Origin of the sequence: Flavobacterium soyae, assembly GCF_021245985.1 — a bacterium.
In the GTDB taxonomy this organism is placed as follows: Bacteria; Bacteroidota; Bacteroidia; order Flavobacteriales; family Flavobacteriaceae; genus Flavobacterium; species Flavobacterium soyae.
The window spans coordinates 147,782-173,236 of sequence record NZ_JAJQXA010000009.1 but is presented as its reverse complement, the minus strand read 5'-3'; the positions used below and the strand labels follow the sequence as shown (position 1 = coordinate 173,236).

Below are 25,455 nucleotides of genomic sequence, written 5' to 3'. Positions count from 1 at the left end.
TATTATTTTGTGCAAACTACTTGTTCCGTAAACCTAAGGTCAATCTTACTGTATTTATATAACGAACTATCTAAAACTGCTTTTTGAAAAAACGCTTTATAGTTTCTAAATTTTTTATCAACATTCATTGTACGACCAAAATCTATGAAGTAATCATAGTTTCGGTTAAACATTTTTAGGCTGCCATTAGGCATAATTTGTATCGCAATGATGTTTTTTTTCAAAAACGCATCGTCGTAAATTGTGCGAAATAAAGCAGCTAAATCTTCGTTATTTTTTTCATTTATTGCCCCTGAAACAAGAGGAACTCGCGCCGTAAAATTATCTGACAAGGGCATTTTATTTCCCTCATAGTCAATATAAAAAGAGCGATCACCATCATAAACTCGCGCTATTGGTGTCTTCTGTTTTACTACCGCTTTTAGAACGCCGTCGATACTTACAAAAACATCTGACTTTTCAATCATGTCTTGCGTATCAAGGTTTTTTTCTATCTTATTCAAATCTACTTCATCTTTTCTAATACTGGAAGCGTCCCTTTTATTTTCTATCAACAATTTATTAACCGTTTCCGGTTTTACAAAAAGCGTATTTTCTCCTACAAAAACGACCATAGATTTCTTCAGTTTTCTATCTCCGTTTCGATGCTGCGCGAAAGAATATAAAAAAAGAACAAGCCCTAAAATGAGTACTAATCGAATATTTGTCCAATTAAATATTTTCATTTAGCATTTTTTTGATTGACGGTACCATTTCACCAATATCACCAGCTCCTATTGTTACAATTATCGGCGCATCACTGGCTTTAATCTGCGCTAATAAATCTTCTTTAGCAACAATTTTTTTGTTCGAATTGGTCATTTTCTCCAACAGCCATGGCGATGTAATCCCTTCCATCGGTAATTCGCGTGCCGGATAAATATCCATTAAAAACACTTCATCAAACTGAGATAAACTTTCGGCAAATCCGTCGGCAAAATCCCTTGTTCTGCTAAACAAATGCGGCTGGAAAACCGCCAAAACTTTACGTCCCGGATATAACTCCCTAACTGCTTGATGAACAGCATTTATTTCTGTTGGATGATGTGCATAATCATCTATGTAAACTAATTTCTCAGATTTAATCTGATACGAAAAACGTCTTCTTATTCCGTTAAATGAGGCAATAGCTTTTGCGATGGCATCGGTCGGGGTGCCATACGTTTTCGCCATCGCAATAGCCATTAGCCCATTCATAAGATTGTGTTTTCCAGGCAGTCCAAAACGAAGGTTTTTTATAATTTCTGATGGCGTCTGCACATCAAAAACATAACTTCCATCTTCAATTCGAACATTGTATGCTTTGTATACAGCATCTTCATTTATAGCACATTGAACACCTTCAAGAGGCAATTCTTTGGTTATAAATAATTTGCTTTTATCATCAACTTTAGAAGCAAACTCAACAAACGAAGCTTCAATAGCATCGCTTGTTCCGTAAATATCCAAATGGTCTGCATCCATTGAGGTTACGCAGGCAATATTTGGATGTAAGTGCAGGAACGAACGATCAAATTCGTCAGCCTCTACAACAGTTACGGTTTTTCCTGTTCCAATTAAATTAGAATTATAATTCTCTACTATTCCGCCCACAAATGCTGTAACATCTGCACCGCTTTCATATAGAATATGTCCTAAAATACTTGACGTTGTTGTTTTTCCGTGTGTTCCGGCAACTGCAAAACTAAAAGTGTCTTTGGTGATAATCCCTAAAACCTCGGCACGCTTTTTAATTTCGTAATTTCTTTCGATAAAATAATTCCATTCTGAATGTGTTTTTGGAACTGCCGGCGTAAAAATTACCAGTGTATTCTCAACAAAATAATCAGTCGGAATCAAATTAATATTGTCTTCAAAATGAATATTAATACCACTTTCAATTAATTCACTTGTCAGCATTGACGGTGTTTTATCGTAACCTGAAACTTGTTTCCCGATATATTTAAAATAACGGGCCAATGCACTCATTCCGATTCCTCCGATGCCAATAAAATAAACGTTTTGTATTTGATTTAAATTCATTTCTTATTTGCTTTTTTTTTGCTTTAAGCAATACGCTTTAAGCTTTAGGCCTTTCTAACTTTGCCTTTATTATTTGATTCTTTTTGCTTTAAGCAGCAAGTATAAAGCTTACAGCCTATTGCTTAAAGCTTATCGCTGGATTAACTTAACAATTTCAGCAGCAATATCTTGTGTTGCTTTTGGTTTTGCTAATCTTTTGATGTTTGCGCTCAGTTGTTTTTGTTTCCCATCATCTTTCAGCAGCGCTTCAAAAACAATGCTAAACTCGCTGTCTAATTCAGTTTCTTTCAACAAAATTGCGCCTTTAGCCTCTACAATGGCCTGTGCATTTTTTGTTTGATGATCTTCGGCTACATTTGGAGACGGAATAAAAATTACCGGTTTCCCCACTATACATAATTCTGAAACTGATGATGCTCCTGCTCTTGAAATAATTACATCTGCAGCAGCGTAAACAAAATCCATTCTTTCAATAAAATCAACCACTCTTACATTTTGCTGATTGTATTTTTTATAATCTTCAAAATATAATTTTCCGCACTGCCAGATTATCTGAACATCCTGCGAAAGAAAATTTGACAATTCTTTCTCAATTAACTGATTGATTCTTCTTGCCCCTAAACTTCCGCCCAGAACCAGCAATGTTTTTTTATTTGGGTCTAAGCCATAAAAAGCAATTGCTTCATCGCGTTTATCATCAATATCAATTAAATCCTGGCGAACCGGATTTCCTGTTAAAACAATTTTATCTTTTGGAAAAAATCGTTCTAAATTTTCATAGGCCACACAAATTGCGTTTGCTTTTTTGCTTAGCAGTTTGTTTGTAATTCCCGGAAAAGAATTCTGTTCCTGAATTACAGTTGGAATTCCCGCCGATCCTGCCGCCTGTAATAATGGACCGCTGGCAAAGCCTCCGGTTCCAATCACTACATTTGGTTTAAATTTTCTAATAATTTTTCGTGATTCTAATAAACTTGCAGCCAATTTTAAAGGAAACAACATATTCTGCAAGGTTAATTTTCGCTGTAAACCAGCAATCCAAAGACCTTTTATTTCATATCCTGCCTGAGGCACTTTCTGCATTTCCATTTTATCTTTGGCTCCTACAAAAAGAAATTCAGCATCGGGAAATTGTAATTTTAATTCATTTGCAATCGCAATTGCAGGATAAATATGCCCTCCAGTTCCGCCTCCGCTTAGTATGAATTTATACTTTGTCATATCTCGTAATAGTTATCGTTAAACTATTTATCCTTTATTATTTGTTTAAAACTGCATTCATCGGATTTCTTGAATTATCCTGAATTGAATACATAGCTTCATCTTCATAAATCTCTTCCTTTTCATCAACCAGCAGATCTTCTTCAGCCAATTCTTTATCTATTAATCTTTGAAGCGCTTCTTTTCTTCTTTCTTTTTCTTCTTGTTCTTCAGCGATTTCTTCCTCTTTCTTGGTTACACTGATAATGATTCCAAGAGAGAAACAAGTCATCCAGATGGAACTTCCTCCTGAACTTATCAGCGGAAGTGTCTGCCCTGTTACCGGCAGTAGTTCTACTGCAACCGCCATATTAATCATTGCCTGAAATATCATCGGGAATCCGAGGCCGACGACGACTAGTTTTCCGAATAATGTATTGGCTTTATGCGATGCGATCACAAATCGGAATAGCAATAATAAGTACAATAATAATATTGAAACCCCGCCGACTAAACCATATTCTTCAACAACAATGGCATAAATAAAATCGGAAGATGATTGTGGCAAAAAGTTCTTCTGAACACTTTTTCCAGGTCCTAATCCGCCTAACCTTCCGGATGCAATTGCAATTTTTGCTTTTTCAATTTGATAATCATCTTCATCCGGTTTATCTGTGGTGAAGTTCATTATACGACTTTCCCAAGTTGATACCCTGCTGAAGAATCTTGATTCCGGAAATGCTTTTGCTACCAAAAGGAAAAAGGCTAACATCGCAATTCCTGACCCAATGATAAAAGCAATATATTTTAATGGATATTTACCAATAAATGTGAGCATCATTACCATTGCAAAAATCAACGCTGTGGTCGAAAAGTTGGCTGGTAATATCAATGCCAAAGTGATAAACACCGGAACCCAAAGCTGAACAAATGAGGTTTGAAACGGCTCGTTTTCTTCTTTGGTTTTCGACAAATAACGGGCTACGTAAATAAACAATACGCTTGCCGCTAATGTTGATGTTTGAAACGTAATTCCAATGAACGGCACCTGAATCCAACGACTTGCATTTGCTCCTGCAATTACAGTTCCCTTCAACAAGGTGTATAATAATAATAACCAAACTACCGGAAGTGCAATTTTAGAAATTGCTCTAAAATAATGATACGGTACTTTGTGAACCCAATAAATAATCAAGAAACCGATGCAAACGTGTGCCAAATGTTTTACCAGATAACCTAATGTATTTCCGGTTCCATGACCGATATACGCCAGATTACTACTCGCACTAAAAACAGGCATAAAAGAAAACAACGCCAATAGAGCCACGAATGACCATATTACCCTATCTCCTTTTAGTTTGTTTACTAGCTCCTTCATCTTAATTTTAGATTTCTGATTTTAGATTATTTCTAAAACCTTCGGTTTTTATTTATTTATTCTTCTATTTACCGTTTTTAAACTACTGACAAAAATTGCAGTTAGTTCATTTCCTTCTTTCAAAATCATTTCTAATTCTGATTTATCGCTCCAATTTTTTTCTTTTATAATTTCTAACCAAATAGAGTTTCATCAGATTCTTCTAAAACTATATTCATTTTTGAAATAAACTCTTTATCACTTCTCGCTCTGCAAACTGCTCGATAATTTGCTCCAACAGATGTACCACTTCTCACAATTTGATTTGCAATTACTTTTACAATATATGTACCAGGTAATTTTTCTGCTAAATCAATTACACTCAAAGAGAACTTTTTTGTTCTCAACTTCATTTCATCCGTCGTCATCATCAAAAAGAACTTAAATATTTGCAATCTATATTTCAAAAGTTCAAACCAATCTAAAATCTAAACTCTAAAATTATAAATTGTGAACCGCTTGCTTGAATTGTTTTCCACGATCTTCGTAGTTTTCGAATAAATCAAAACTTGCGCAGGCTGGAGACAATAAAACGGCGTCGCCTTTTTCTGTTAATTTTTGGGCTGTTTTTACAGCGTCGTTCATGTTGTTCACTTCAACCATAATATCAACAACATCACCAAAAGCATTAATAATTTTATGGTTATCAACTCCTAGACATATAATAGCTTTTACCTTTTCACGAACCAATGGCATTAATTCGTTGTAATCGTTTCCTTTATCAACCCCGCCCACAATCCAAACGGTTGGAACATTCATACTGTCTAATGCAAAGAAAGTAGCGTTTACGTTTGTTGCTTTTGAATCGTTGATGTATTGTACATTCTGGATTTTTAATACTTTTTCCAAACGGTGTTCAACACCTTGAAAATTAGATAAACTTTCACGAATCGTTGCATTTCTAATTTGCATCAATTTTGCTACAGAGCTTGCTGCCATTGCGTTTTTCATATTATGTTTTCCTTCTAACGCAATGTATTCTGTTTCCATTGTAAACTCTTCTTGGTTGATCTTTATTTCCATTTTGTTGTTATTTATAGAAGCTCCTTCATCAAATGATTTCGTCAATGAAAAAGGAATTAATTTTGCTTTTGTTTTATTATTCTTTAACCATTCTGTGCTTGCCTCATCATCTCCATCATAAATGAGATAATCACTTTCGGTTTGGTTCATCGTTATTCGGAACTTTGAATCGATATAATTTTGATATTTATATTCGTATCGATCTAAATGGTCCGGGCTGATGTTCGTTATTATGGCAATATCCGGTCTGTAATCTATAATCCCGTCTAACTGAAAACTGCTTAATTCAAGAACGTATGCGTCGAATTTATTTTCGGCTACCTGCCAGGCAAAACTCTTTCCTATATTTCCTCCCAAGCCTACATTGAGTCCGGCCGATTTAAGCAAATGATACGTCAGCATTGTGGTAGTTGTTTTACCATTACTTCCGGTAATTCCAATTGTCATTGCTTCCGTATAAGGAGCGGCAAATTCGATTTCCGAAATCACTTTAACTCCTTTTTCAATCAACTTTTTAACTATTGGAGATTTCTCTGGAATTCCCGGACTTTTCATTACCAAATCAGCATTCAGAATTAACTCTTCAGTATGCTGTTCTTCTTCCCAAGCAATTTTATTAATGATAAGAACTTCTTTATAGCTTTCTTTTATCTTTCCAAAATCAGATACAAAAACATCGTATCCCTGTTTTTTACCTAGGATCGCGGTTCCAACACCGCTTTCTCCTCCGCCCAATACCACTAATCTCATCTATCTTAATTTTAATGTAACAATTGATAAAATGGCTAACATTACGGCAACAATCCAAAAACGGGTCACAATTTTACTTTCGTGATATCCTTTTTTCTGGTAATGATGATGCAGCGGTGACATCAGGAAAACTCTTCGGCCTTCGCCAAAACGTTTCTTCGTATATTTAAAATAAGTTACCTGAATAATTACCGAAGCACTTTCGGCAAGGAAAATTCCGCAGAATAAAACAATCAATATTTCTTTACGAACTGCAATGGCTAAAACAGCAATGATTCCTCCAATGGTCAAACTTCCTGTATCTCCCATAAATACGGATGCCGGAAATGAATTATACCAAAGAAATCCAATTAAAGCTCCAACAAAAGCAGATATAAAAACGGTCATTTCTCCCGAATTGGGGATATACATTATATTGAGATAGTTTGAGAAAATAATATTTCCTGAAACGAATGTAAATATTCCAAGTGCGAGTACCGAGACTGCGGAGGTTCCGGCCGCGAGACCATCGATTCCATCTGTTAAATTAGCTCCGTTTGAAACTGCTGTGATAATAAAAATTACGACTGGAATAAATACTAACCAAGCCCATTTTTCATATCCTTCTCCCATAAATGACAACACTTCGGCATAATCAAATTCGTTATTTTTTACGAAAGGAATTGTAGTTGCTGTCGATTTTTCTTCAATTGGAGCAGGCAAAACTACCGTTGTACTTAAATTTGTTTTAAATGCATCTGTTCTTACCGTATCTGTTCTTACTGTAACAGCTGGATTAAAATAAAGAACTGCCCCAACAATTATCCCAAGACCAACCTGACCAATTACTTTAAAAATTCCTTTTAGTCCTTGTTTGTCTTTTTTGAATATTTTGATATAATCATCCACAAAACCAATAGTTCCCATCCATAACGTAGTTACAATAAGCAGCACGATATAAATATTGTGCAGTCTTGCAAATAAGAAAACCGGAATTAATGTGGCAAAAATGATTATTAATCCTCCCATTGTTGGTGTACCAGCTTTTTCGTTTTGACCTGCAAGACCAAGTTCACGAACTGTTTCCCCAACTTGCTGGCGACGCAAAAAGTTAATCACCCTTTTACCATAAATAGTTGACAAAAGCAATGAAAGCATAAATGCCAATGCCGATCTAAATGTGATATACTGGAATACTCCTGTTCCAGGTAAATCTAATGTTTTGTCAAAATATTCAAATAAATAGTATAGCATATTTTTCTATTTTTTAAATTCCAATTTTGAATTAAATTCCAATCCCGAAGCCTCGGGGTAAACCCCAAATTCCAACGTTATATTGGATTTTGAATTTGGAATTTTTATTTTGTTATTTTCTTAGTTGTTCTAAAATTTCTTTTACAGTCTCCATATCATCAAAATGATGGCGGACACCATTTATTTCCTGATAGGTTTCATGCCCTTTTCCGGCAATCAGAATAATATCATTTGGCTGTGCCAATTGACAAGCGGTTTTAATAGCTTGTTTTCTATCAGTAATTCTCAATATTTTTTTATAATTATGAGCTTCTACACCTTGTTCCATCTCATCCAGAATCACTTCAGGATCTTCGTTTCTTGGATTGTCTGATGTTAAAATTGCTTTATCGCTAAGATCTGTTGCAATTTTTGCCATAATTGGTCTTTTTGTTTTATCTCTGTTTCCACCGCAGCCTACAACTGTAATCAACTGCTCGTTTTTTGTACGGATATCATCAACCGTTTTTAGAACATTTTCTAAAGCATCCGGCGTGTGCGCGTAATCTACAATTGCTGTTATTTTTGAATCGGTAACGATGTATTGAAAACGTCCTGAAACACTTTCTAAATCAGACAGTAAACGCAATGCTTCCAAACTATCTAAACCTAACTCAACTGCAGTTCCGTAAATAGCCAAAACATTATATGCATTAAAAGTTCCAATTAGTTTTACCCAAACTTCATTGTCGTTTACTTTTAACAATAAACCAGACAATTGGCTTTCTAAAATTGTTGCTTTAAAATCAGCATATGATTTTAGAGCGTATGTAAACTTTCTTGCAGTCGTATTTTGCAGCATTACAGTTCCATTTTTATCATCGATGTTTGATAATGCGAAAGCTGTTTTTGGCAGCGAATCAAAAAATGATTTTTTTACGTCTCTGTATTCTGCAAAAGTTGGATGATAATCTAAATGATCGTGCGAAAGGTTCGTGAAAATCCCACCTACAAAATGCAAAGCTTCTGTACGTTTTTGATGGATTCCGTGTGAGCTTACTTCCATAAAACAATGCGTAACTCCAGCTTCGATCATTTCATTTAAATAATGATTGATTGTAATTGAATCTGGCGTTGTATGCGTTGCAGGATATTCTGTATTATCAACCATGATTTTTACGGTTGATAATAAACCAACTTTAAATCCTGCTTTTTGAAACAATTGAAACAATAATGATGCAATTGTTGTTTTTCCGTTTGTTCCGGTTACGCCTACTAATTTTAGTTTTGAAGATGGGTCTTCAAAATAATTAGCCGCAATAAAAGCCAATGCTGTATTGGTATCTTTTACCTGAATATAGGTTACTTCTTTCTCAATATTTTGAGGAAGTGTGTCACAAATAATAGCTTTTGCACCTAACTGAATCGCTTTTTCGATATAATCGTGCCCGTTAGATAATGAACCGCGAATGGCAACAAAAATATCATTTGACTCTACTTTTCGGGAATCAAATTCAATTTTATGGATACCAATTTCTGTCGAACCTATTACAGATTCGATAGCCACTTTATATAATATGTCTTTTAGTATTTTCACGATAATTCTAATACTATTGTTGTGTTTTTATTTATAATTTTTTCTCCTGCCTGAATAGATTGCTTTTTCACCTTTCCTACTCCTATTACTTTTACCTTAATTTTTACATTAAGATTTTCAAGCAAAGCAACAGCATCCATTCCCGGCATTCCTTTTAAATTAGGAATTGCATTTGATTTTTTTCTTGATTCTACATCATACTTATCATAACTGCTTTCCTGTTTTGCAATTTTAGAATCCAGTTGTTTAATTTTATTTGTTGACGGCGCGTCTGTAAATATTTTTTGGGCAATTCTTTTAAAAACCGGCCCTGCAACGTCTGCTCCGTAATAATTGTTTTTTGATGTATTTGGTTTATGAACTACTACAATACAAGAATATTTTGGATGCTCTGCCGGAAAATATCCAACGAAAGAAGACGCATAATACAATGCTGATTTTCCTTCTTTTCCTCCATAATTCATCTGAGCCGTTCCTGTTTTTCCTGCCATCGAAAAATCTTTCGAATACAATTTAGAACCTGTTCCTTTTTTAACCACATTCAGCAATACTGCTTTTAGTTTTTTAATGGTCTCCGGCGAACAAACTCTTGGATTTATAACTTCAACATCAAACTTTTTGATGGTTTTGTTCCACTCTTTAATTTCAGAAACAAATTGCGGTTTTACCATTACACCATTATTGGCAACTGAATTATAATATGCCAAAGTCTGCATTGGTGTAACTGAAACATTATATCCAAAAGCCATCCATGGAAGCGTTGTTCCTGACCAATGTTTGTCTCCAGGCTGTGGAATATACGGTCTTCCTTCTCCTTTAAAATGTAATCCCAATGTCTTATTTAATCCGTAACTATTAATATGATTCACAAACTTAGACGGATTACTTTTGTAATTTTCATAAACCGCCTGAACCATAACTGTATTTGACGAAAGTTCAAATCCGCGGGCTAATGAAACTTTCCCATAACCACCTTTATGCGAATCATTAACAGCTCGCCCGTAATATTTAACCTGACCTCCGTGACTATCGAAAACTGTACTTGTATCGGCTACTTTATCTTCTAAAATTGCCATTAAATCAACTAGTTTAAAAGTCGATCCCGGTTCATGAGATTCTGCAATCGCATAGTTTGTGGTTTCATAATACGACCCGTCTTCTGCTCTTCCTAAATTTGAAATTGCTTTTACATGGCCTGTTTCTGTTTCCATAACTACCACACAGCCGTGATCTGCTTCGTAATCTTCCAGTTGTTTTAATAAAGCATGATGCGCAATATCCTGAATAAAAACATCTATTGTCGAAATAACATCGTAACCATCAATTGGGTCCACTTCGTTTAAATCTCGAATTGGTTTCCATTGTCCTTTTGCAATTTTTTGTTTTAGAATTTTCCCGTCTTTTCCGTTTAAATAACTTTTAAAAGCCCATTCAATTCCTTTTCCAACTTCAATTCCGGTTGCCGGATCAATACGGTCGTAACCAATTGTTCTTTCGGCAATTTTCCCTATCGGATGTTTTCTAACCGTTTCCTGTTCTACAATAATTCCGCCTTTAAAAGCCCCTAAATTGAATAATGGAAAACCTTTAATTTTTACATATTCGGTATAACTTAAATTGCGGGCAATTAAATAATATCGGTTTTTGTTTTGTCTGGCTTTTCTTAATTCTTTTTGAAAATAACTTCCCGGTTTATCTAATATAGTAGCCAGAGAATCTGATAATGCTTTTACATGTTTTTCAAAAGTTTCTGTTTTTGGTGCTTTAGCATCAAAACGAATCTCGTAATTCGGGATTGATGTTGCCAGTAAACTTCCATCTGCAGAATAAATATTTCCTTTGTTTGCCGGAATTACAAAATTTCTAACAGTACGCTGTTTTGCCAGTTTTCTGTAATAATCTCCTTCAACCCATTGAATATTGGTTAATTTAACAACAATAGCAATTGCCATCAAAAAGATGAAAACTGCTACAAGGTAAATTCTGTAGGATATATGTTTATCGTCTACTGCCATATTCTTTTAAAGAAACTTTTTTCTTCTTCTTTTTTAACTTCTATTTTTGTTGGAGGAACTGTCGATGGATAAATTTGCTTTTCCTGCATTTTATCTGATATCGTCGATTCCATTTTTAACTTCATTAGTTCTGAACGTCGATCTACAAATTCAGATCGCAGTTCTTTTACTTCATTATTCAATTTTGCGATTTCAAAAACCTTTTGTTCGTATCGCTGGGTATTTGCAATCATCAAAATGGCCAGCAGAATTATAAAAACAATGAACCTCCAGTTTTTTACTGCGTCATCGTTTATTAGAAATCTTGCTTTTAATATGCTGAATACTCCACCTTTCATTTTTTCTACCTATATATATTATATCTTTTCGGCAATTCTCAATTTTGCACTTCTTGCTCTGTTGTTGATTTTGATTTCAGCATCATCAGGAACAATCAGTTTTCCTATTGTTTTAAACGGTACCGAATAATTTCCGAAAAAATCTCTCTCAGGCTCTCCTTCAAACATTCCGTTTTTAATAAATCTTTTTACCAGCCTGTCTTCTAAAGAATGGTATGAGATTACCGAAAGTCTTCCTCCCGGATTAAGAATTTCTAACGACTGTTCAATAAATTCTTTTAAAACATCCATTTCCTGATTTACTTCAATTCGAATAGCTTGATAAATCTGGGCCAATATTTTGTTTCGAACTTTTTCAGGTAAAAATTTCTTCAAAACGTCTTTCAGTTCATCTGTCGTTTTAATTGGGTAATCTCTTCTTGCTTCTACAATTGTTCTTGCTAAAACCGGTGCGTTTTTCAACTCCCCATAATCAAAAAAAACACGACGTAAATCCTGTTCTTCATATTCGTTAACCACACGATAAGCATTTAAATCATTTTTCTGACTCATCCGCATATCCAGCCCTGCATCAAATCGGGTTGAAAAACCTCTTTCCGGAACATCAAACTGATGTGATGAAACTCCTAAATCTGCTAAAATTCCATCTACACCTTTAACACCATAAAAACGAAGAAATCTTTTTATAAATCTGAAATTCTCATTAATCAAAGTAAACCTTTCGTCCGGCAGGGCATTTGCTAAAGCATCTTCATCCTGATCAAAGGCGAATAGCTTTCCGTTTGGCCCTAAACGTCTCAAAATTTCTTTTGAGTGACCGCCGCCTCCAAACGTTACATCTACATAAATGCCGTCTGGCTTAATATTTAAACCATCAACTGTTGGATGAAGTAAAACCGGATTATGATATTCCATTGTCGTCGTCATTAATATTTCCCATTACTTCTTCGGCTAAATCTGCAAAATCCATATCTTCGCCGCTTATTGATTTTTCGTATAAATCTTTATCCCAAATCTCTACAATATTAACCGCAGATGAGAATACTACATCTTTAGCAATACCAGAAAAAGCCACCAAATCTTTTGGCACTAACAATCTTCCTAATGCATCAATTTCTACCACTTTTACGCCGGCAGTAAATCTGCGAATGAAGTCATTGTTCTTTTTCACAAAACGATTCAACTTGTTAATTTTCGCCATCATCAAATTCCACTCCTCCATTGGGTACAACTCCAGACACTGCTGAAAAACAGAGCGCTTCAAGACAAAACCGTCCTGAAGAGAAGAAGCCAATTGCTTTTTAAGGGATGCGGGTATCATTAACCTCCCTTTAGCATCGACTTTACACTCATATGTTCCTACAATTGTGTTCAAGAAAAACCACTTAACATGTTATACAGCAAAAATATAAAAAAAATTACCACATATTACCACTAAATACCACTTTGTTAATAAGTTTAACCACATTTCTACCACCTTATTTAATTATTACCAAATCAACACTTTAGATATTAATCAGTTCACAGATCGATTCTTTTAACAATTACAAAAATTATATAGTATTTCTCTTAAAAAAGTAATTATTATGCAATGATTTTAACATTTCTACATTATCACAAAAAACACTCTAAAAGCTGATTTTTAAACACTTATATATTCGACTAAAATTATGTAGTTAAAAAATGGCAGCAAAAATTCATTTTTATTTATTAAACCCTATATTTGTCGAAATTGAAATTGGCATTAAACTAGATGGACAAAAACTACAAAAAAGAAGGCAAATACAGCTATTTTGAAGCTGGCGAAGGAACCCCTATTGTAATTTTACACGGGTTAATGGGAGGCCTTAGTAACTTTGATGGTGTAGCAGAATATTTCCCAACGAAAGGATATAAAGTCGTTATCCCGGATTTGCCAATATACACACAAAGCATTTTAAAAACGAATGTAAAAAGCTTCGCTAAATACGTTAAGGATTTTATCACTTTTAAAGGTTTTGACAAGGTTATTTTATTAGGAAATTCATTGGGAGGACATATTGCATTGTACCACACAAAATTATATCCTGAAAAAGTAGCCGGACTTGTAATCACCGGAAGTTCTGGTCTTTACGAAAGTGCAATGGGAGACAGTTATCCAAGAAGAGGTGATTATGAGTACATCAAAAAGAAAGCTGAAGATGTATTTTACGACTCAAAAATTGCTACTCCTGAACTTATTGATGAAGTATACGCAACGGCTAACGATCGTATCAAATTGATTAAAACGTTAACAATTGCAAAGAGCGCTATTCGCCATAATATGGCTAAAGATTTACCAAAAATGACAGTTGAAACCTGCATTATATGGGGTAAAAATGACTCTGTAACACCGCCAAATGTTGCCGAAGAATTTGATAAATTATTGCCAAATTCGACTTTGTATTGGATTGACAAATGTGGACACGCCGCTATGATGGAACATCCTCAGGAATTTAATGAAATTCTTGAAAAATGGCTTACCGAGCAGAAATTATAGCATCTAACTTTCGATTTTAAGGAGGTTTTAAAAACCAAGAATATGAAAATTAATACCGCCGAATTTATTGTCAGTAATTCTGATGCATCAAAATGCCCGAAAGATTTTCTGCCGGAATACGCATTTATAGGCAGATCAAACGTTGGTAAATCATCATTGATTAACATGATTACCAATCATAAAAATTTAGCAAAAACATCTGGAAGACCAGGAAAAACACAGCTGATAAATCACTTTAAAATCAACAATAATTGGTTTCTAGTCGATTTACCGGGTTATGGTTATGCTAAAGTTTCAAAAAAAACAAAATCAATTTTCCAGCAGTTTATTACGGATTATTTTGAAAACAGAGAGCAGTTAGTCTGCGCTTTTGTTTTGATTGATATTCGTCATGAAGCTCAAAAAATTGATATTGAATTTATGTCTTATATGGGAGAAAGCGAAATTCCGTTTTGCATTATTTTCACCAAAGCTGATAAAATCAGTAAAGTAAAAGTTGATTCGCATATTGCCGCTTACCGCAAACAGATGTATGCCAATAACTGGGCCGAAATGCCGCAGTATTTTGTAACCTCATCTACAGAATCTATTGGAAAAGAAGAGCTTTTGACTTACATAGATGAAGTAAATCAGGAGGTTTTTAAAAGTAATAGTGGGTTTTTAGATTCGATTTAAGGAGGTAAATTCCAATAAAAAGATTAAATTTTAAAATATAAAAAATCCCAAACTCCAACTTTAAAATTGGAATTTGGGATTTTTTTATTGGAATTTAAAACTACTACTTCGTTAATTCCAGTTTCTCTGCAAAGTAATCACAGAAATCCTTCATTGTATCCGACATTTTTTCGTCGTCTGTTGCACGCTTAAAAGTATCAGCCATTGCAACTAAAGTCTGGTGGAAAAAAATTTTCATTTCGTCTACCGGCATATCTTTTGTCCACAAATCAATACGCATTGTTTCCTGTGCTTTACTGTCCCAAATTGATAACATTATAGCTTTTGCTTCTTCGGCATGAACTCCTCCATCTTGTGCGCTCCATGTTAATTTTTCCGGAACACGGTTTTCGTCTAACTCGACATTAAATTTAATTTCTGATTGTATTGTATTTGACATTATTTCTTAGGTTTATATTTTGACTTTTCGAAAATCTCTTTTGCATTCACTTTTAATAATTCTGACAGCGGTACATTGTTGTTTTTCATATACGAACGAACAATCTGCCAGCCAATCCATGCGCCGACCCTTCCTGGAGAATCATTATCAATTTCTAAATAGAATTTAGAAAATGGAGCCGGTGCTATAAATCGTGTTGTTAATTTAGGGTCTAAACTGTACAACATTTCGTTTTCAAGAAAATAACGCCACATATAACTTTCATTTTCTTCGCACCATTTTATTTGTTCAGGTTTGTAACCTATTTTTTCTGCATCTGTATAATTGGGCAAAAGCAAATCTTTTGCATATAATTGCTTTCCTTCAAAAATCATTTGAGAAACCAGGTTTTTATCAGGATAAGCTGGAACATTTCGGTATGTAAAACTCGAAACTACATCTGGCATAATTTGTTTTTCTTCAAAATTGTATTTTATATATGCCGGAAATTCATAAAATTTATGATCCTTACCTAAATACAGTTCTAAAGCAACAACAACAAGACTATCTGCATAAATTGCTTTTGCATTATAATCCATTTCTCCAATTACGGTAACAACCTTTGGTATTTTAGTTTTTGGGAAATAATATTTTACATGCTTAAAAAGTTCATTGAATTCCTCACGAACAGGTTCAAAGTTGCTGTATTTTTTTTGTACCTCTTCGTAAACTTCTCTCCAGATTGGCTCTTTCATTTTTTGAAGCCAGACGTTATCATCGTTACCAGGAAAAAAGTATGGATATTGTTTTTTTATTTTAGCAAGATCTTCAGGTTTAGTTTCAAAAAATGCTTTATCAAAACGTTCTACTTTAATATCTACCGGGATTTCTTCAACCTCTTTTTCAACCTTTGTTTTTTGGTCACAAGACAAAAAAAACAAGCACAGAACCACTACAAAGCGATAAATTTTCATTTTATTTTATTTAGATTTGTGTTGCTGGAATTTAAGTACTTTTCTACTTAAAAAAATAATTCTGCAAATATACATCCCTGCATTTTAAAACTTAAACTATTATGGCTAAAAAAAGCACAATTCAGACAGAAAAAGTAAATACATATATTGTTGAATGGTTAAAAAATTATGCTGCTAATGCAAAAGTAAGCGGTTTTGTAATCGGAATCTCAGGCGGAGTTGATTCTGCAGTGACTTCTACCCTATGTGCACAGACAGGTTTACAGGTTTTATGCGTCGAAATGCCGATCCATCAGGCTGAAAGTCAGGTATCAAGAGGAAGAGAACACATTGAGCAATTAAAAAAACGTTTTTCAAATGTTTCAAGTGTACAAACTGATCTAACTGACACTTTTGAGGCTTTTAAGGCAGCTGTGCCAACTACAAAAGATTCAACAAAAGTTAATTTATCACTAGCCAATACCAGAGCACGTTTAAGAATGACTTCTTTGTACTATCTAGCTGGTATTCATGGGTTTTTAGTAGCAGGAACGGGGAATAAAGTGGAAGATTTTGGTGTTGGGTTCTATACAAAGTATGGTGACGGCGGTGTTGACCTGAGCCCAATTGCTGACTTAATGAAATCTGATGTTTATGCTTTGGGTGAATTTTTAACTATTCCAAATTCAATTTTAACAGCTGCTCCAACAGATGGACTTTTTGGAGATAACAGAACCGACGAAGATCAGTTAGGCGCAAGTTACGACGAACTGGAATGGGCGATGCTCGCCGCAGAGTCAGGAAAAACGGCAGATGACTTTAATGGGAGAGAAAAATCTGTCTTTGAAATTTATAAAAGATTAAACACCAGCAACAAGCATAAAATGGAAGCAATACCAGTTTGTTTAATCCCAAAAACGTTAAAATAAAATTTTTAACATTTGTCAACAATTAATTACAGAATTTATTTATTAATTTTACAATTCCAAAAACATGATAACAATTCTAAAAAGGTAAAATTATGATTAAAGTATGTCTTGCAGACAATCATCCTGTGACTCACTTTGGCGTTAAGTCTTATTTTAAAGACCACGATCAAATTTCAATTGTTGCCAACGTAGGCAATTTTTCAATGGTTAGAGATATTCTTCAGACGAAGGAGATCGATATTCTGATCTTAGATCTAGAATTAGAAGGTCTTTCAAGTATCTTCGAAGTAAAATCAATCTTGAAAAATTTCCCGAAGACAAAAATTGTAATCTTCAGTGACCTAGCTGAGCAAATGTATGCTCCAAACGCAATTAAAGCCGGAGTATCCGGGTATGTACACAAAACAGAAAAACTTGAAACTTTAGGTCTTTCTATTATTAAAGTACACGAAGGTAAAATTATCATCAACGAAACAGTTCGCAAAAACATGGCCCTTATTGCTAAACAAAGCAAGAGCGAACGTTTGTACAGAAAACTTTCTAACCGTGAAATCGAAGTTTTGCGCTATTTAAGTGATGGTAAGAAAAACAATGAGATTTCTAAAATCTTAAACCTGAACGAGAAAACGATCAGTACTTACAAACTAAGATTATTGACTAAATTGAACGTTACTAATTTAGTTGACTTAGTAAATAAGGCTAAGACTTTAGAAATTATTTAATTTGATGGTAATTTGATTTGCTTCGGCAAGATCATCAACCATAAAAAAAGCTCTATATTGTTTATCACTATAGAGCTTTTTGATTTTTATCCGCCATGGTAAGGAACTACCACCCTTCCTAGCTTTTTAGAAAAATTATTGAGCAGTTTAGAATAATCTACCACCATCGACAATAATTCTGAATTATCTTCTTTCGGATCAGAAATAAGTGAATTTTTTAATTCATGAATAATTTTTGATACCAAAAACCACCGCATAGAAAATATAGTATCTGAAACGTTTTGTTCAATTGTTACGTTTTTATGTTTCGGAAAAATATTCTGCCCTTCCCAGTTGTGAATAGTTACTTTTTCATCTTCCATTAAAATATTTGTTACTTCCTGTGCAAATTCAGGCTGCAGGTGCATCAAATATTTATCAAGGCTAAAAGCTTCATTGTGATTATAAAAATCAATAATATTGGTGTAAATATTTTGAAATAATGTATTTGACAATTCTACTTCATCTTCCTGAAGACTCAAATAGACTTTTTCAAATACTTTGTATTGTCTTTTTTCTGAAACCTCTTTTACATTTCCTTCTTCATCGGCTTTTAGGTAAACATCTTCAAAACTTTCAACAACACTTCCATATAAAAGAAGAATCTCAATGATTTTCCTTTCAAAACCATACAGAATATCTACTTTTTCTGCCTGTCCTTCCATATATCCCGGCTCTCCTGGATAATCATCCGGCGGCCCTGTTCTTGGATCTTCGGGATCTCCTCCTGAATATCCGGTATATTTTGGGTTTTGGTTTCTAACAACTTCAAAAGGTTTTTGTTCCTGTTTTTGCTTTTTATTAGCTTCTGCAATATCTTTTTGAATTAACTGTGCCAGCGTACTTACCAAAACCTGCTCCGAGATATCCATAATTCGGGCACATTCCTGAATATATACTTCACGCTGAATACGGTCTGGTATTTTAGAAATACTAGTTACCATATCACGAATCAAATCTGCTTTTTTGATTGGGTCGTTTTTAGCCTCATTCATCAGGATGGAAGCTTTAAACTGTATAAAGTCTTTACTGTTTTCTTCTAAATAAGCAACCAATGCATCATGCGAATTTTTGCGGGCAAAGCTATCAGGATCTTCTCCATCAGGAAAAGAACAAACCCTAACATTCATGCCTTCTTCCAGAATTAAATCGATTCCTCGAATAGAAGCTCGCAATCCGGCAGCATCTCCGTCAAAAAGTACAGTAATATTTTTGGTCAAACGATTAATCAACCGTATTTGATCCGGCGTTAAAGCGGTTCCTGAAGAAGCTACAACATTCTCAATTCCGGCTTGATTAAACTGAATTACATCTGTATAACCTTCAACCAAATAACAATTATTTTGTTTGGCTATTGACTGCTTTGCCTGAAAGATTCCATACAGGACTTTACTTTTATGGTAAATATCACTTTCGGGCGAATTCAGGTATTTTGCTGCTTTTTTATCGTTGGTTAAAATACGTCCTCCAAAACCTAAAACACGTCCCGACATACTATGAATTGGGAACATTACACGTCCTTTAAAACGGTCAAAAGGACGGTCTTCTCTGGCGATTGTTAGACCTGTACTTTCAAGAAATTCTAATTTATATCCTTTTCCGAGTGCTTCTTTGGTTAATGCATCCCAGGTTTCGGGAGAATATCCTAAATTAAATTTTTTGATACTTTCGGCAGTAAACCCTCTTTCTTTAAAATAAGACAACCCAATAGCTTTTCCTTCTTCGGTATTAACCATAACATCCTGAAAATACTTTGCCGCAAACTCTGAAACCAGATACATACTTTCACGAACATCTGTCATTGCTTTTTCAGCATCTGTCTGCTCGGTTTCTTCAATTTCAATATTGTATTTTTTGGCTAAATACCGAATGGCTTCGGGATAGGTAAAATGGGAATGTTCCATCAAAAAGGCAACAGAATTCCCGCCTTTTCCGGAACTAAAATCTTTCCAGATTCCTTTTGCCGGCGAAACCATAAACGAAGGTGAACGCTCATCTGAAAACGGGCTCAAACCTTTGTAGTTACTTCCTGCACGCTTTAAATTAACAAAATCACCAATAACCTCCTCAACGCGAGCAGTTTCAAAAACAGAATCTATTGTACTTTGTGAAATCAAAACGTAAATTATTTTTTAAAAATTATAGCTTGTAAAAGTACATAAATCCATTTTGAATTTTTGTTATTAAAATAAAAAAAGTGCCTCTATTGAAGCACTTTTTCTACTAACTAAACTCAAACTTTATTCTCAATTCAAATCAAGGCGTAAACCTAAAGAAACATTATTTTCTTTGGTTAAATTATCCTGAAATATGGGATTTAAATCATATTTAAAATACAAACTCAATTCTCTGTAACCAATGTAAGAACTCAAACCGTAAATAAAATTATTTACATTATAATCACCTTTAATTGTGGTTTTATATTTTAAATCGTCTTCTTCAAATTTTAAAATTTGTTTTGATTTTACGTTGATTCCAGCGTAACCCCCAACTCCAAAACGGAAACTTTTGTGTGTTTTGAAGTATTTTTTTCCGTTGCTTTCTCTCGCTTTTGTAAAATCAAATTCTAAGTGAACCGGAGCTGCTAAATACACGTTTCTAAAACGAGATTCTGTTAAATGAACCGGATTTTCTACAAGATCAGTCTGATCGCCGTTTACCACGAAGCTTCTGTTTTCTGTTGGACGAATATTATTGTACATTAAGGAAAGTCCATATTTTGCATGAAGCAGGTTATCATTTTTCATTAATCTTGAGTTATAGGTAATACCCCATTCGTAAAAGTGTGAACCCATAAAACGGTAATTTGAGTCCTGAAGTTTTCCGTCGACCATTGTATTATTTAAACCCATAGCAAATACAAATTGCGAAGTGGTTCTTTTTTCACCATGAATAGAATCTTTGTCTCGTTTTGGAGACTTCAAGCGAATCATATAGACCCTGGAAGAATCTTCTTTGATTTTTCCATCTACTTTTTGCTGGACTAGATCGTTTAGTTCATTTTGAGCCAAAGTCACTTTTTCTTCAATAATTACTGCTCGGGCTTCTGCTAATTCTTTTTTGCGTTTGTCAGCTTGTTCCTGCGTAATTTTTCCTTCAGACAATTGAACATTTACGGCTTCAATTTCTTGTTTTAAAGTTTCTTTTTCTTCTTTAGTAATCTTTTCGATTTTATTGGCAATTTGCTTTGCTCTTGACTCAAAGGTTTCCTGTCCCAATACTTTGCTTACGAATAAGAAAACCAGGATTACGAGATAAATAGTAAAATTTTTCATGATTGATTTTTTAATTGTGATTGTGATTGATGATGTATTTAATTATTAATTGTGAATTGTAAATGGTTAATTCTCCATCGGGTTAATCCCGAAGCCTCGGGACGACGCTACAATATGGATAGTTCATTCGGAACCGAAAATCTATTTTCTATTTTCTTGTCTCTTTATTGCATTTCCATCGGGTTGAAACCCGACGCTACAATATGGATCGTTCATTCGGAACTGAAAATCTATATTCTATTTTCTTGTCTCTTTATTGCATCTCCATCGGGTTGAAACCCGACGCTACAATATGAATCGTTCCTTCGGAACTGAAAATCTGTACTTTTGTTTCTTGTTTCTTGCTTCTTTATTCTATGCTCTTTATTCTTTCTCCTGCTGGTTTCTATTTGCCAAGGCCACTTTTACTGTTTGATAGTTTTTATTGACTTTGGTAATTACTTTTTCTCTAAATGAAAGTTCTAATTCGCCATCGACTTGGTTTAGTAAATCAGAAGCATTGATTTTTACTTTTGATTTTTTCACTGAACTTTGAGCCAAAACGGTTTTTTCGGCCGCTTCGAGTAATTGATCTGTATTCTCTTTTTTAGGGTTTTCGGTAACTGCGACCGGGTTTGTATTCGATTGTTTTTCCTGATTGTTTTTGATGATGACTGAAGACTCCGCTATTTGATTTGATTCATTTTTAATGGTTTTATTTGGTGTTTGATTAAAGTTATTTTCTTGTTTATTTGATTTTTGTGTTAGAGTTTCTGTTGAAGTTTTTTCTGCAATCACAGTTTCTGTTTGAACGGATTCAACTTTATTTATAGTTGGTTTAGCAGTAGAATCTTTTTTAATGTTTTCTTCGATTACAACACTTTTAGGCATTTCGATCGCATCTTTCTTTTGATTGAAAAAGAAAGTTCCAACCAATAAAAAACCAATAATACTTGCCGCGATGTACAGCCATTTTCTATTTTTAGCTGGCTTTTTAGTTTCTTCTGCAACACTCAACATCGCATCTAATCGGTCCCAGGCTTTTTCGCTTGGTTCAATTTTGCGTTGATTTAGTTTTTCACGGAAATCCTTTTCAAAATTATTCGGTTCCATTATCTTGTTTTTTTAGAATAGTAATTTGTGTTTGCAGCATTTTTCTAGCGTGCGATAATTGCGATTTTGATGTTCCTTCATTAATTCCTAACATCTTAGCAATTTCATTATGTTTATATCCTTCGATGGCGTATAAATTGAAAACCATTTTATAACCGTCCGGCAGAGCATCAATTAAAAACTGAATCTGATCAACGGTAAACTGACTGTCGATTTCGTTGAAACTTTCTTCAACAAAAAATTCATCTTCGGCAAATTTTACTTTTTTCTGAACTCTTAAATACGAAATACATTCGTTAACCATAATTCGGCGAATCCAGCCTTCAAAACTTCCTTTATGCTCAAAGTTTTTTAGATTCGTAAATACTTTCATGAAAGCGGTTATCATTACATCTTCTGCCAGCTGAATATCTTTTATATATTGTCGGCAGACACTTAACATTTTCGAAGAAAACTTACTGTAAATCTGCTGCTGTGCTTGTCGATTATTTTCGACAGCAAGCTTTATGATTTTAGTTTCTTCTTGATGTAAATGAATAATTTTCATTAATAAGCTTTCGGTTTTGGTTTTAGAAACAGACTTCTATTAGCATAGACGCATGTCGATTTGAAATGGTTGCATGAGAGGTGAAAAAAAATCAATTTTTAAATTTCAAATTTCAATCAATAGAAATACACAACTGATTTACAACAAAGTAAACCAATTATCTAATTGATAAATTTTCTAATTATCTAATTAAAAAATTATTTCTTTCTCTCAATAACGTAATTCACCATTAAGGTAAGCGCCGCTTTGAATTCAGAATCCGAGTAATTGTCTAAAAGGGAAAGTGCTTCCTGCTGGAACTGCACCATTTTGTTTTCGGCGTAAGCCAAACCATTATTATCTTTTACAAAAGCAATAACTTCTTTTACGCGTTTTTTGTCTTTGTTGTGGTTTTTGATGGAGTTTATCAACCACTTTTTTTCCTGTGGAGTACAGGTATTTAAAACATGAATTAAAGGCAAAGTCATTTTTTGTTCTTTAATATCAATTCCCGTTGGTTTTCCGATGGCTTCTTCGCTGTAATCGAATAAATCATCTTTAATTTGAAATGCCATTCCGATAAGCTCACCAAACTTTCGCATATTCTCCACCTGAATATCATCTTCAATTACCGATTTTGCACCAAGTGCACAGCAAGCCGCAATAAGTGTTGCGGTTTTTTTTCGGATGATTTCGTAATAAACATCTTCGGTGATATCGAGTCTGCGGGCTTTTTCGATTTGAAGTAATTCTCCTTCGCTCATTTCACGAACGGCTACAGAAATGATTCGGAGTAAATCAAAATCACCATTATCGATGGAAAGCAATAATCCTTTTGAAAGTAAATAATCTCCAACTAAAACTGCAATTTTGTTTTTCCAAAGTGCATTTATAGAGAAAAATCCGCGGCGTCGATTACTATCATCCACCACATCATCATGAACCAAAGTTGCGGTATGAATTAATTCAATAACCGAAGCACCACGATAGGTTCTTTCGTTTACAATACCGCCAGAAACCATTTTTGCCGTCAAAAAAACAAACATCGGACGCATTTGTTTTCCTTTTCTATTTACAATATAATAGGTGATTCTATTTAGTAACGCAACCTTTGAAGTCATCGATTCGTGAAACTTTTTTTCAAAAAGTTCCATCTCGGTAATAATAGGCTGTTTTATTTGTGAAGTAATATTCATTTCGATTTCAAATATACTATTTTAAATAAAAAAACGTTGTCTATTTTATGTTAGTATATCTATAAATATGCACTAATTTAAAAAAACAATCCAAAAACACCTCAGCCTAATACTAATTTGAATTCATCTATTAAAAAGTAAAACCAAAAAAAACTATTTATTATGAAAACAAAATTTTTATTAATTGGAACATGTATCGCTTTATCACTATTTACAAGTTGTAATTCTGATGAAAACACAAATGACGGAACTAGTAAAATCATTACTAACGACGAAATAATTGCAAATTCTAAAATAGATGCCTCCATTGAAGATGTTACGAATATTGCTGAAGATCAGTTTAACTCGCAAGTAAACATTAACAGCAAACCTTCTGGAAACGTAAAACACTTTTTACCTGAATGTGCTGTTATTACAACCGTTTTAACTAATAATACTTTTACAAAAACAGTAGATTTTGGCGTTGATGGCTGTACGCTTGATAACGGAAATATAGTAAAAGGAAAAATGGTGATTTCGTTTTCTAATGACTTTTCTGCTTCTACACAGACTATCAGTTATACATTTGAAGGATTTTATCACAATGGCAAACTACTTCAGGGAAGTAAAAGCATTGTTAGAACTGTAAAATCAACCGATTTGCTGGCAGAAGCACATCCGGTTTTGACAGCCGCAATTGATCTGACTATTACTTTTGATGACGGAAGTGTTTATATTAGAAAAGGTTCTTTAGTAAAAGAAATGACTGCTGGTTATGACACTTGGTTTAATTGGGAAGACAATGTTTTTGTAGTTACCGGAAGTGGTACCACAACTTTAACAAACGGAGATACTTTCTCTGCAGAAATTACAACACCTTTAGAATTTATAGCTTCATGCAGAAAATCTTTTCCAGTAAAAGGTGTTGTTGAAATAACTAAAAATAGTGCTTTGGCTACTATTGATTTTGGCGATGGAGATTGTGATACACTTGCATCTGTAACAAAAGACGGCGTAACAGAAGAAGTCGATTTGAAAAAATAAGATCCCTTTTTGCCCGATAAAAAAGCATTAAAAACAAGATTCACCCTCGTTTTTAATGCTTTTTTATGTCTTTATAATATTGAACCCTTTATGTATAGAGGCTGTCTCAAAAGTCGAGACAACCTCTTTTTTATTCGGATACCTATCGGAGAAATTTTCCATTTACGCGATTCTCAACAGCTTGATTTTACTTTTAAGACAGCCTCATTTTCTACATTTTAATCATAATTTCTCTACCGATATTTAACTCCTAACGGAGTTTATATTGAAGAGTCCTGCTGGGTATCTCGGGGAGATTAAATATCGGCAGCAAAAAATAGCATAATCCGCACCTTTGTCCCGTAGGGCAATGTCATTAAGTTAAGAAGAAATCTATAAAATTACTTAACAGTTTAATTAAGAAAGTAATTAGAAAAATCAGTTTTTATCAGCGTTTTCGCTTTAGCGAATCAGTAAAATCAGCGTCTAATTGTGAC

General features: G+C 34.0%; 24 protein-coding genes. 5 read left to right on the top strand and 19 right to left on the bottom strand.

All coding sequences use genetic code 11. The features are described 5' to 3' along the window. Positions 1-2: 2 nt before the first annotated feature. The 12 genes from LUU93_RS13365 to mraZ form a co-directional block, all read right to left on the bottom strand. The gene (locus tag LUU93_RS13365; protein WP_056204843.1) at positions 3-725 is read right to left on the bottom strand and encodes a cell division protein FtsQ/DivIB; all 723 of its coding nucleotides are present in this window, start codon (positions 723-725) and stop codon (positions 3-5) included. Further along, positions 712-2,061, bottom strand: a complete 1,350-nt coding sequence (gene murC, locus LUU93_RS13360) for a UDP-N-acetylmuramate--L-alanine ligase (protein WP_232681631.1) — start codon at positions 2,059-2,061, stop codon at positions 712-714. The genes LUU93_RS13365 and murC overlap by 14 nt, the downstream gene beginning before the upstream one ends. Positions 2,062-2,190: 129 nt before the next feature. Further along, positions 2,191-3,282 carry an undecaprenyldiphospho-muramoylpentapeptide beta-N-acetylglucosaminyltransferase gene (gene murG, locus LUU93_RS13355; RefSeq protein WP_232681630.1) on the bottom strand — a complete coding sequence of 364 codons (1,092 nt, stop codon included), beginning with the start codon at positions 3,280-3,282 and terminating at the stop codon, positions 2,191-2,193. A gap of 37 nt (positions 3,283-3,319) precedes the next feature. Continuing rightward, positions 3,320-4,639 (bottom strand): FtsW/RodA/SpoVE family cell cycle protein, encoded by a 1,320-nt coding sequence (locus tag LUU93_RS13350; protein WP_232681628.1) that lies wholly within the window; start codon positions 4,637-4,639, stop codon positions 3,320-3,322. A 173-nt stretch (positions 4,640-4,812) separates the two neighbouring features. Next, entirely contained in the window at positions 4,813-5,049 is a 237-nt protein-coding gene (locus LUU93_RS13345; protein ID WP_232681626.1) for a four helix bundle protein, read from the bottom strand. Between the two features lie 70 nt (positions 5,050-5,119). Continuing rightward, on the bottom strand, positions 5,120-6,451 hold the full coding sequence (gene murD / locus LUU93_RS13340) for a UDP-N-acetylmuramoyl-L-alanine--D-glutamate ligase (RefSeq protein ID WP_232681625.1): 1,332 nt from the start codon (positions 6,449-6,451) through the stop codon (positions 5,120-5,122). Then, complete coding sequence (gene mraY, locus LUU93_RS13335; protein WP_232681624.1) at positions 6,452-7,684, bottom strand: phospho-N-acetylmuramoyl-pentapeptide-transferase; 1,233 nt, start codon at positions 7,682-7,684, stop codon at positions 6,452-6,454. It lies immediately after the preceding gene. A 112-nt stretch (positions 7,685-7,796) separates the two neighbouring features. Continuing rightward, the gene (locus tag LUU93_RS13330; protein ID WP_232681623.1) at positions 7,797-9,260 is read right to left on the bottom strand and encodes a UDP-N-acetylmuramoyl-L-alanyl-D-glutamate--2,6-diaminopimelate ligase; all 1,464 of its coding nucleotides are present in this window, start codon (positions 9,258-9,260) and stop codon (positions 7,797-7,799) included. Next, positions 9,257-11,275: a PASTA domain-containing penicillin-binding protein gene (locus LUU93_RS13325; RefSeq protein WP_232681622.1), complete on the bottom strand. Its 2,019-nt coding sequence runs from the start codon at positions 11,273-11,275 to the stop codon at positions 9,257-9,259. The genes LUU93_RS13330 and LUU93_RS13325 overlap by 4 nt, the downstream gene beginning before the upstream one ends. Then, complete coding sequence (locus tag LUU93_RS13320; protein ID WP_232681621.1) at positions 11,266-11,613, bottom strand: FtsL-like putative cell division protein; 348 nt, start codon at positions 11,611-11,613, stop codon at positions 11,266-11,268. The genes LUU93_RS13325 and LUU93_RS13320 overlap by 10 nt, the downstream gene beginning before the upstream one ends. An 18-nt stretch (positions 11,614-11,631) precedes the next feature. Further along, positions 11,632-12,540, bottom strand: coding sequence for a 16S rRNA (cytosine(1402)-N(4))-methyltransferase RsmH (rsmH, locus tag LUU93_RS13315; RefSeq protein ID WP_232681620.1), 909 nt, complete (start codon positions 12,538-12,540; stop codon positions 11,632-11,634). Then, positions 12,515-12,988, bottom strand: coding sequence for a division/cell wall cluster transcriptional repressor MraZ (gene mraZ / locus LUU93_RS13310; RefSeq protein WP_232681618.1), 474 nt, complete (start codon positions 12,986-12,988; stop codon positions 12,515-12,517). The genes rsmH and mraZ overlap by 26 nt, the downstream gene beginning before the upstream one ends. A gap of 378 nt (positions 12,989-13,366) precedes the next feature. On the opposite strand from mraZ, the gene LUU93_RS13305 reads away from it, so the two are divergent. Next, positions 13,367-14,131, top strand: coding sequence for an alpha/beta fold hydrolase (locus LUU93_RS13305; protein ID WP_232681617.1), 765 nt, complete (start codon positions 13,367-13,369; stop codon positions 14,129-14,131). Between the two features lie 42 nt (positions 14,132-14,173). Next, positions 14,174-14,806, top strand: a complete 633-nt coding sequence (yihA, locus tag LUU93_RS13300; RefSeq protein ID WP_232681616.1) for a ribosome biogenesis GTP-binding protein YihA/YsxC — start codon at positions 14,174-14,176, stop codon at positions 14,804-14,806. 103 nt (positions 14,807-14,909) lie between these two features. On the opposite strand, the gene gldC is transcribed toward yihA, so the two are convergent. Both gldC and gldB read right to left on the bottom strand, forming a co-directional pair. Further along, on the bottom strand, positions 14,910-15,245 hold the full coding sequence (gene gldC, locus LUU93_RS13295; protein ID WP_232681615.1) for a gliding motility protein GldC: 336 nt from the start codon (positions 15,243-15,245) through the stop codon (positions 14,910-14,912). Further along, positions 15,245-16,198 carry a gliding motility lipoprotein GldB gene (gene gldB / locus LUU93_RS13290; RefSeq protein ID WP_232681614.1) on the bottom strand — a complete coding sequence of 318 codons (954 nt, stop codon included), beginning with the start codon at positions 16,196-16,198 and terminating at the stop codon, positions 15,245-15,247. The genes gldC and gldB overlap by 1 nt, the downstream gene beginning before the upstream one ends. 101 nt (positions 16,199-16,299) lie before the next feature. Here gldB and nadE point away from each other — a divergent pair, with 101 nt between their 5' ends. Beyond that, entirely contained in the window at positions 16,300-17,106 is an 807-nt protein-coding gene (gene nadE, locus LUU93_RS13285; protein WP_232681613.1) for an NAD(+) synthase, read from the top strand. Positions 17,107-17,198: 92 nt separating this feature from the next. Next, a complete protein-coding gene (locus LUU93_RS13280; protein WP_026730588.1) occupies positions 17,199-17,828 on the top strand; it encodes a response regulator transcription factor in 630 nt (209 codons plus the stop codon). 86 nt (positions 17,829-17,914) lie between these two features. Here LUU93_RS13280 and dnaG read toward each other — a convergent pair whose 3' ends face one another. From dnaG to LUU93_RS13255, 5 genes are all read right to left on the bottom strand, one after another. Further along, positions 17,915-19,984, bottom strand: a complete 2,070-nt coding sequence (dnaG, locus tag LUU93_RS13275) for a DNA primase (RefSeq protein WP_232681612.1) — start codon at positions 19,982-19,984, stop codon at positions 17,915-17,917. Between the two features lie 129 nt (positions 19,985-20,113). Then, a complete protein-coding gene (locus tag LUU93_RS13270; RefSeq protein WP_232681611.1) occupies positions 20,114-21,142 on the bottom strand; it encodes a TdeIII family type II restriction endonuclease in 1,029 nt (342 codons plus the stop codon). Between the two features lie 363 nt (positions 21,143-21,505). Then, positions 21,506-22,234, bottom strand: coding sequence for a hypothetical protein (locus tag LUU93_RS13265; protein ID WP_232681609.1), 729 nt, complete (start codon positions 22,232-22,234; stop codon positions 21,506-21,508). Continuing rightward, on the bottom strand, positions 22,221-22,781 hold the full coding sequence (locus tag LUU93_RS13260; RefSeq protein WP_232681608.1) for an RNA polymerase sigma factor: 561 nt from the start codon (positions 22,779-22,781) through the stop codon (positions 22,221-22,223). The genes LUU93_RS13265 and LUU93_RS13260 overlap by 14 nt, the downstream gene beginning before the upstream one ends. A 197-nt stretch (positions 22,782-22,978) precedes the next feature. Next, the gene (locus LUU93_RS13255; RefSeq protein ID WP_232681607.1) at positions 22,979-23,956 is read right to left on the bottom strand and encodes a polyprenyl synthetase family protein; all 978 of its coding nucleotides are present in this window, start codon (positions 23,954-23,956) and stop codon (positions 22,979-22,981) included. 162 nt (positions 23,957-24,118) lie between these two features. Between LUU93_RS13255 and LUU93_RS13250 the strand changes: the two genes are divergently transcribed. Further along, positions 24,119-24,979, top strand: coding sequence for a hypothetical protein (locus LUU93_RS13250; protein ID WP_232681606.1), 861 nt, complete (start codon positions 24,119-24,121; stop codon positions 24,977-24,979). The last annotated feature ends 476 nt before the right edge of the window (positions 24,980-25,455 follow it).

Excerpts from the sequence above, each read along its gene's own strand:
- LUU93_RS13305 (WP_232681617.1), top strand. The coding sequence starts at position 13,367 with ATGGACAAAAACTACAAAAAAGAAGGCAAATACAGCTATTTTGAAGCT.
- mraY (WP_232681624.1), bottom strand. The coding sequence starts at position 7,684 with ATGCTATACTATTTATTTGAATATTTTGACAAAACATTAGATTTACCT.
- LUU93_RS13250 (WP_232681606.1), top strand. The coding sequence starts at position 24,119 with ATGAAAACAAAATTTTTATTAATTGGAACATGTATCGCTTTATCACTA.
- rsmH (WP_232681620.1), bottom strand. The coding sequence starts at position 12,540 with ATGACGACGACAATGGAATATCATAATCCGGTTTTACTTCATCCAACA.
- murC (WP_232681631.1), bottom strand. The coding sequence starts at position 2,061 with ATGAATTTAAATCAAATACAAAACGTTTATTTTATTGGCATCGGAGGA.
- LUU93_RS13260 (WP_232681608.1), bottom strand. The coding sequence starts at position 22,781 with ATGAAAATTATTCATTTACATCAAGAAGAAACTAAAATCATAAAGCTT.
- LUU93_RS13350 (WP_232681628.1), bottom strand. The coding sequence starts at position 4,639 with ATGAAGGAGCTAGTAAACAAACTAAAAGGAGATAGGGTAATATGGTCA.
- murD (WP_232681625.1), bottom strand. The coding sequence starts at position 6,451 with ATGAGATTAGTGGTATTGGGCGGAGGAGAAAGCGGTGTTGGAACCGCG.
- nadE (WP_232681613.1), top strand. The coding sequence starts at position 16,300 with ATGGCTAAAAAAAGCACAATTCAGACAGAAAAAGTAAATACATATATT.
- LUU93_RS13325 (WP_232681622.1), bottom strand. The coding sequence starts at position 11,275 with ATGGCAGTAGACGATAAACATATATCCTACAGAATTTACCTTGTAGCA.
- LUU93_RS13365 (WP_056204843.1), bottom strand. The coding sequence starts at position 725 with ATGAAAATATTTAATTGGACAAATATTCGATTAGTACTCATTTTAGGG.
- LUU93_RS13270 (WP_232681611.1), bottom strand. The coding sequence starts at position 21,142 with ATGAAAAATTTTACTATTTATCTCGTAATCCTGGTTTTCTTATTCGTA.
- LUU93_RS13345 (WP_232681626.1), bottom strand. The coding sequence starts at position 5,049 with ATGATGACGACGGATGAAATGAAGTTGAGAACAAAAAAGTTCTCTTTG.
- gldB (WP_232681614.1), bottom strand. The coding sequence starts at position 16,198 with ATGAAAATTTATCGCTTTGTAGTGGTTCTGTGCTTGTTTTTTTTGTCT.
- gldC (WP_232681615.1), bottom strand. The coding sequence starts at position 15,245 with ATGTCAAATACAATACAATCAGAAATTAAATTTAATGTCGAGTTAGAC.
- LUU93_RS13255 (WP_232681607.1), bottom strand. The coding sequence starts at position 23,956 with ATGAATATTACTTCACAAATAAAACAGCCTATTATTACCGAGATGGAA.
- LUU93_RS13320 (WP_232681621.1), bottom strand. The coding sequence starts at position 11,613 with ATGAAAGGTGGAGTATTCAGCATATTAAAAGCAAGATTTCTAATAAAC.
- LUU93_RS13280 (WP_026730588.1), top strand. The coding sequence starts at position 17,199 with ATGATTAAAGTATGTCTTGCAGACAATCATCCTGTGACTCACTTTGGC.
- LUU93_RS13265 (WP_232681609.1), bottom strand. The coding sequence starts at position 22,234 with ATGGAACCGAATAATTTTGAAAAGGATTTCCGTGAAAAACTAAATCAA.
- murG (WP_232681630.1), bottom strand. The coding sequence starts at position 3,282 with ATGACAAAGTATAAATTCATACTAAGCGGAGGCGGAACTGGAGGGCAT.
- yihA (WP_232681616.1), top strand. The coding sequence starts at position 14,174 with ATGAAAATTAATACCGCCGAATTTATTGTCAGTAATTCTGATGCATCA.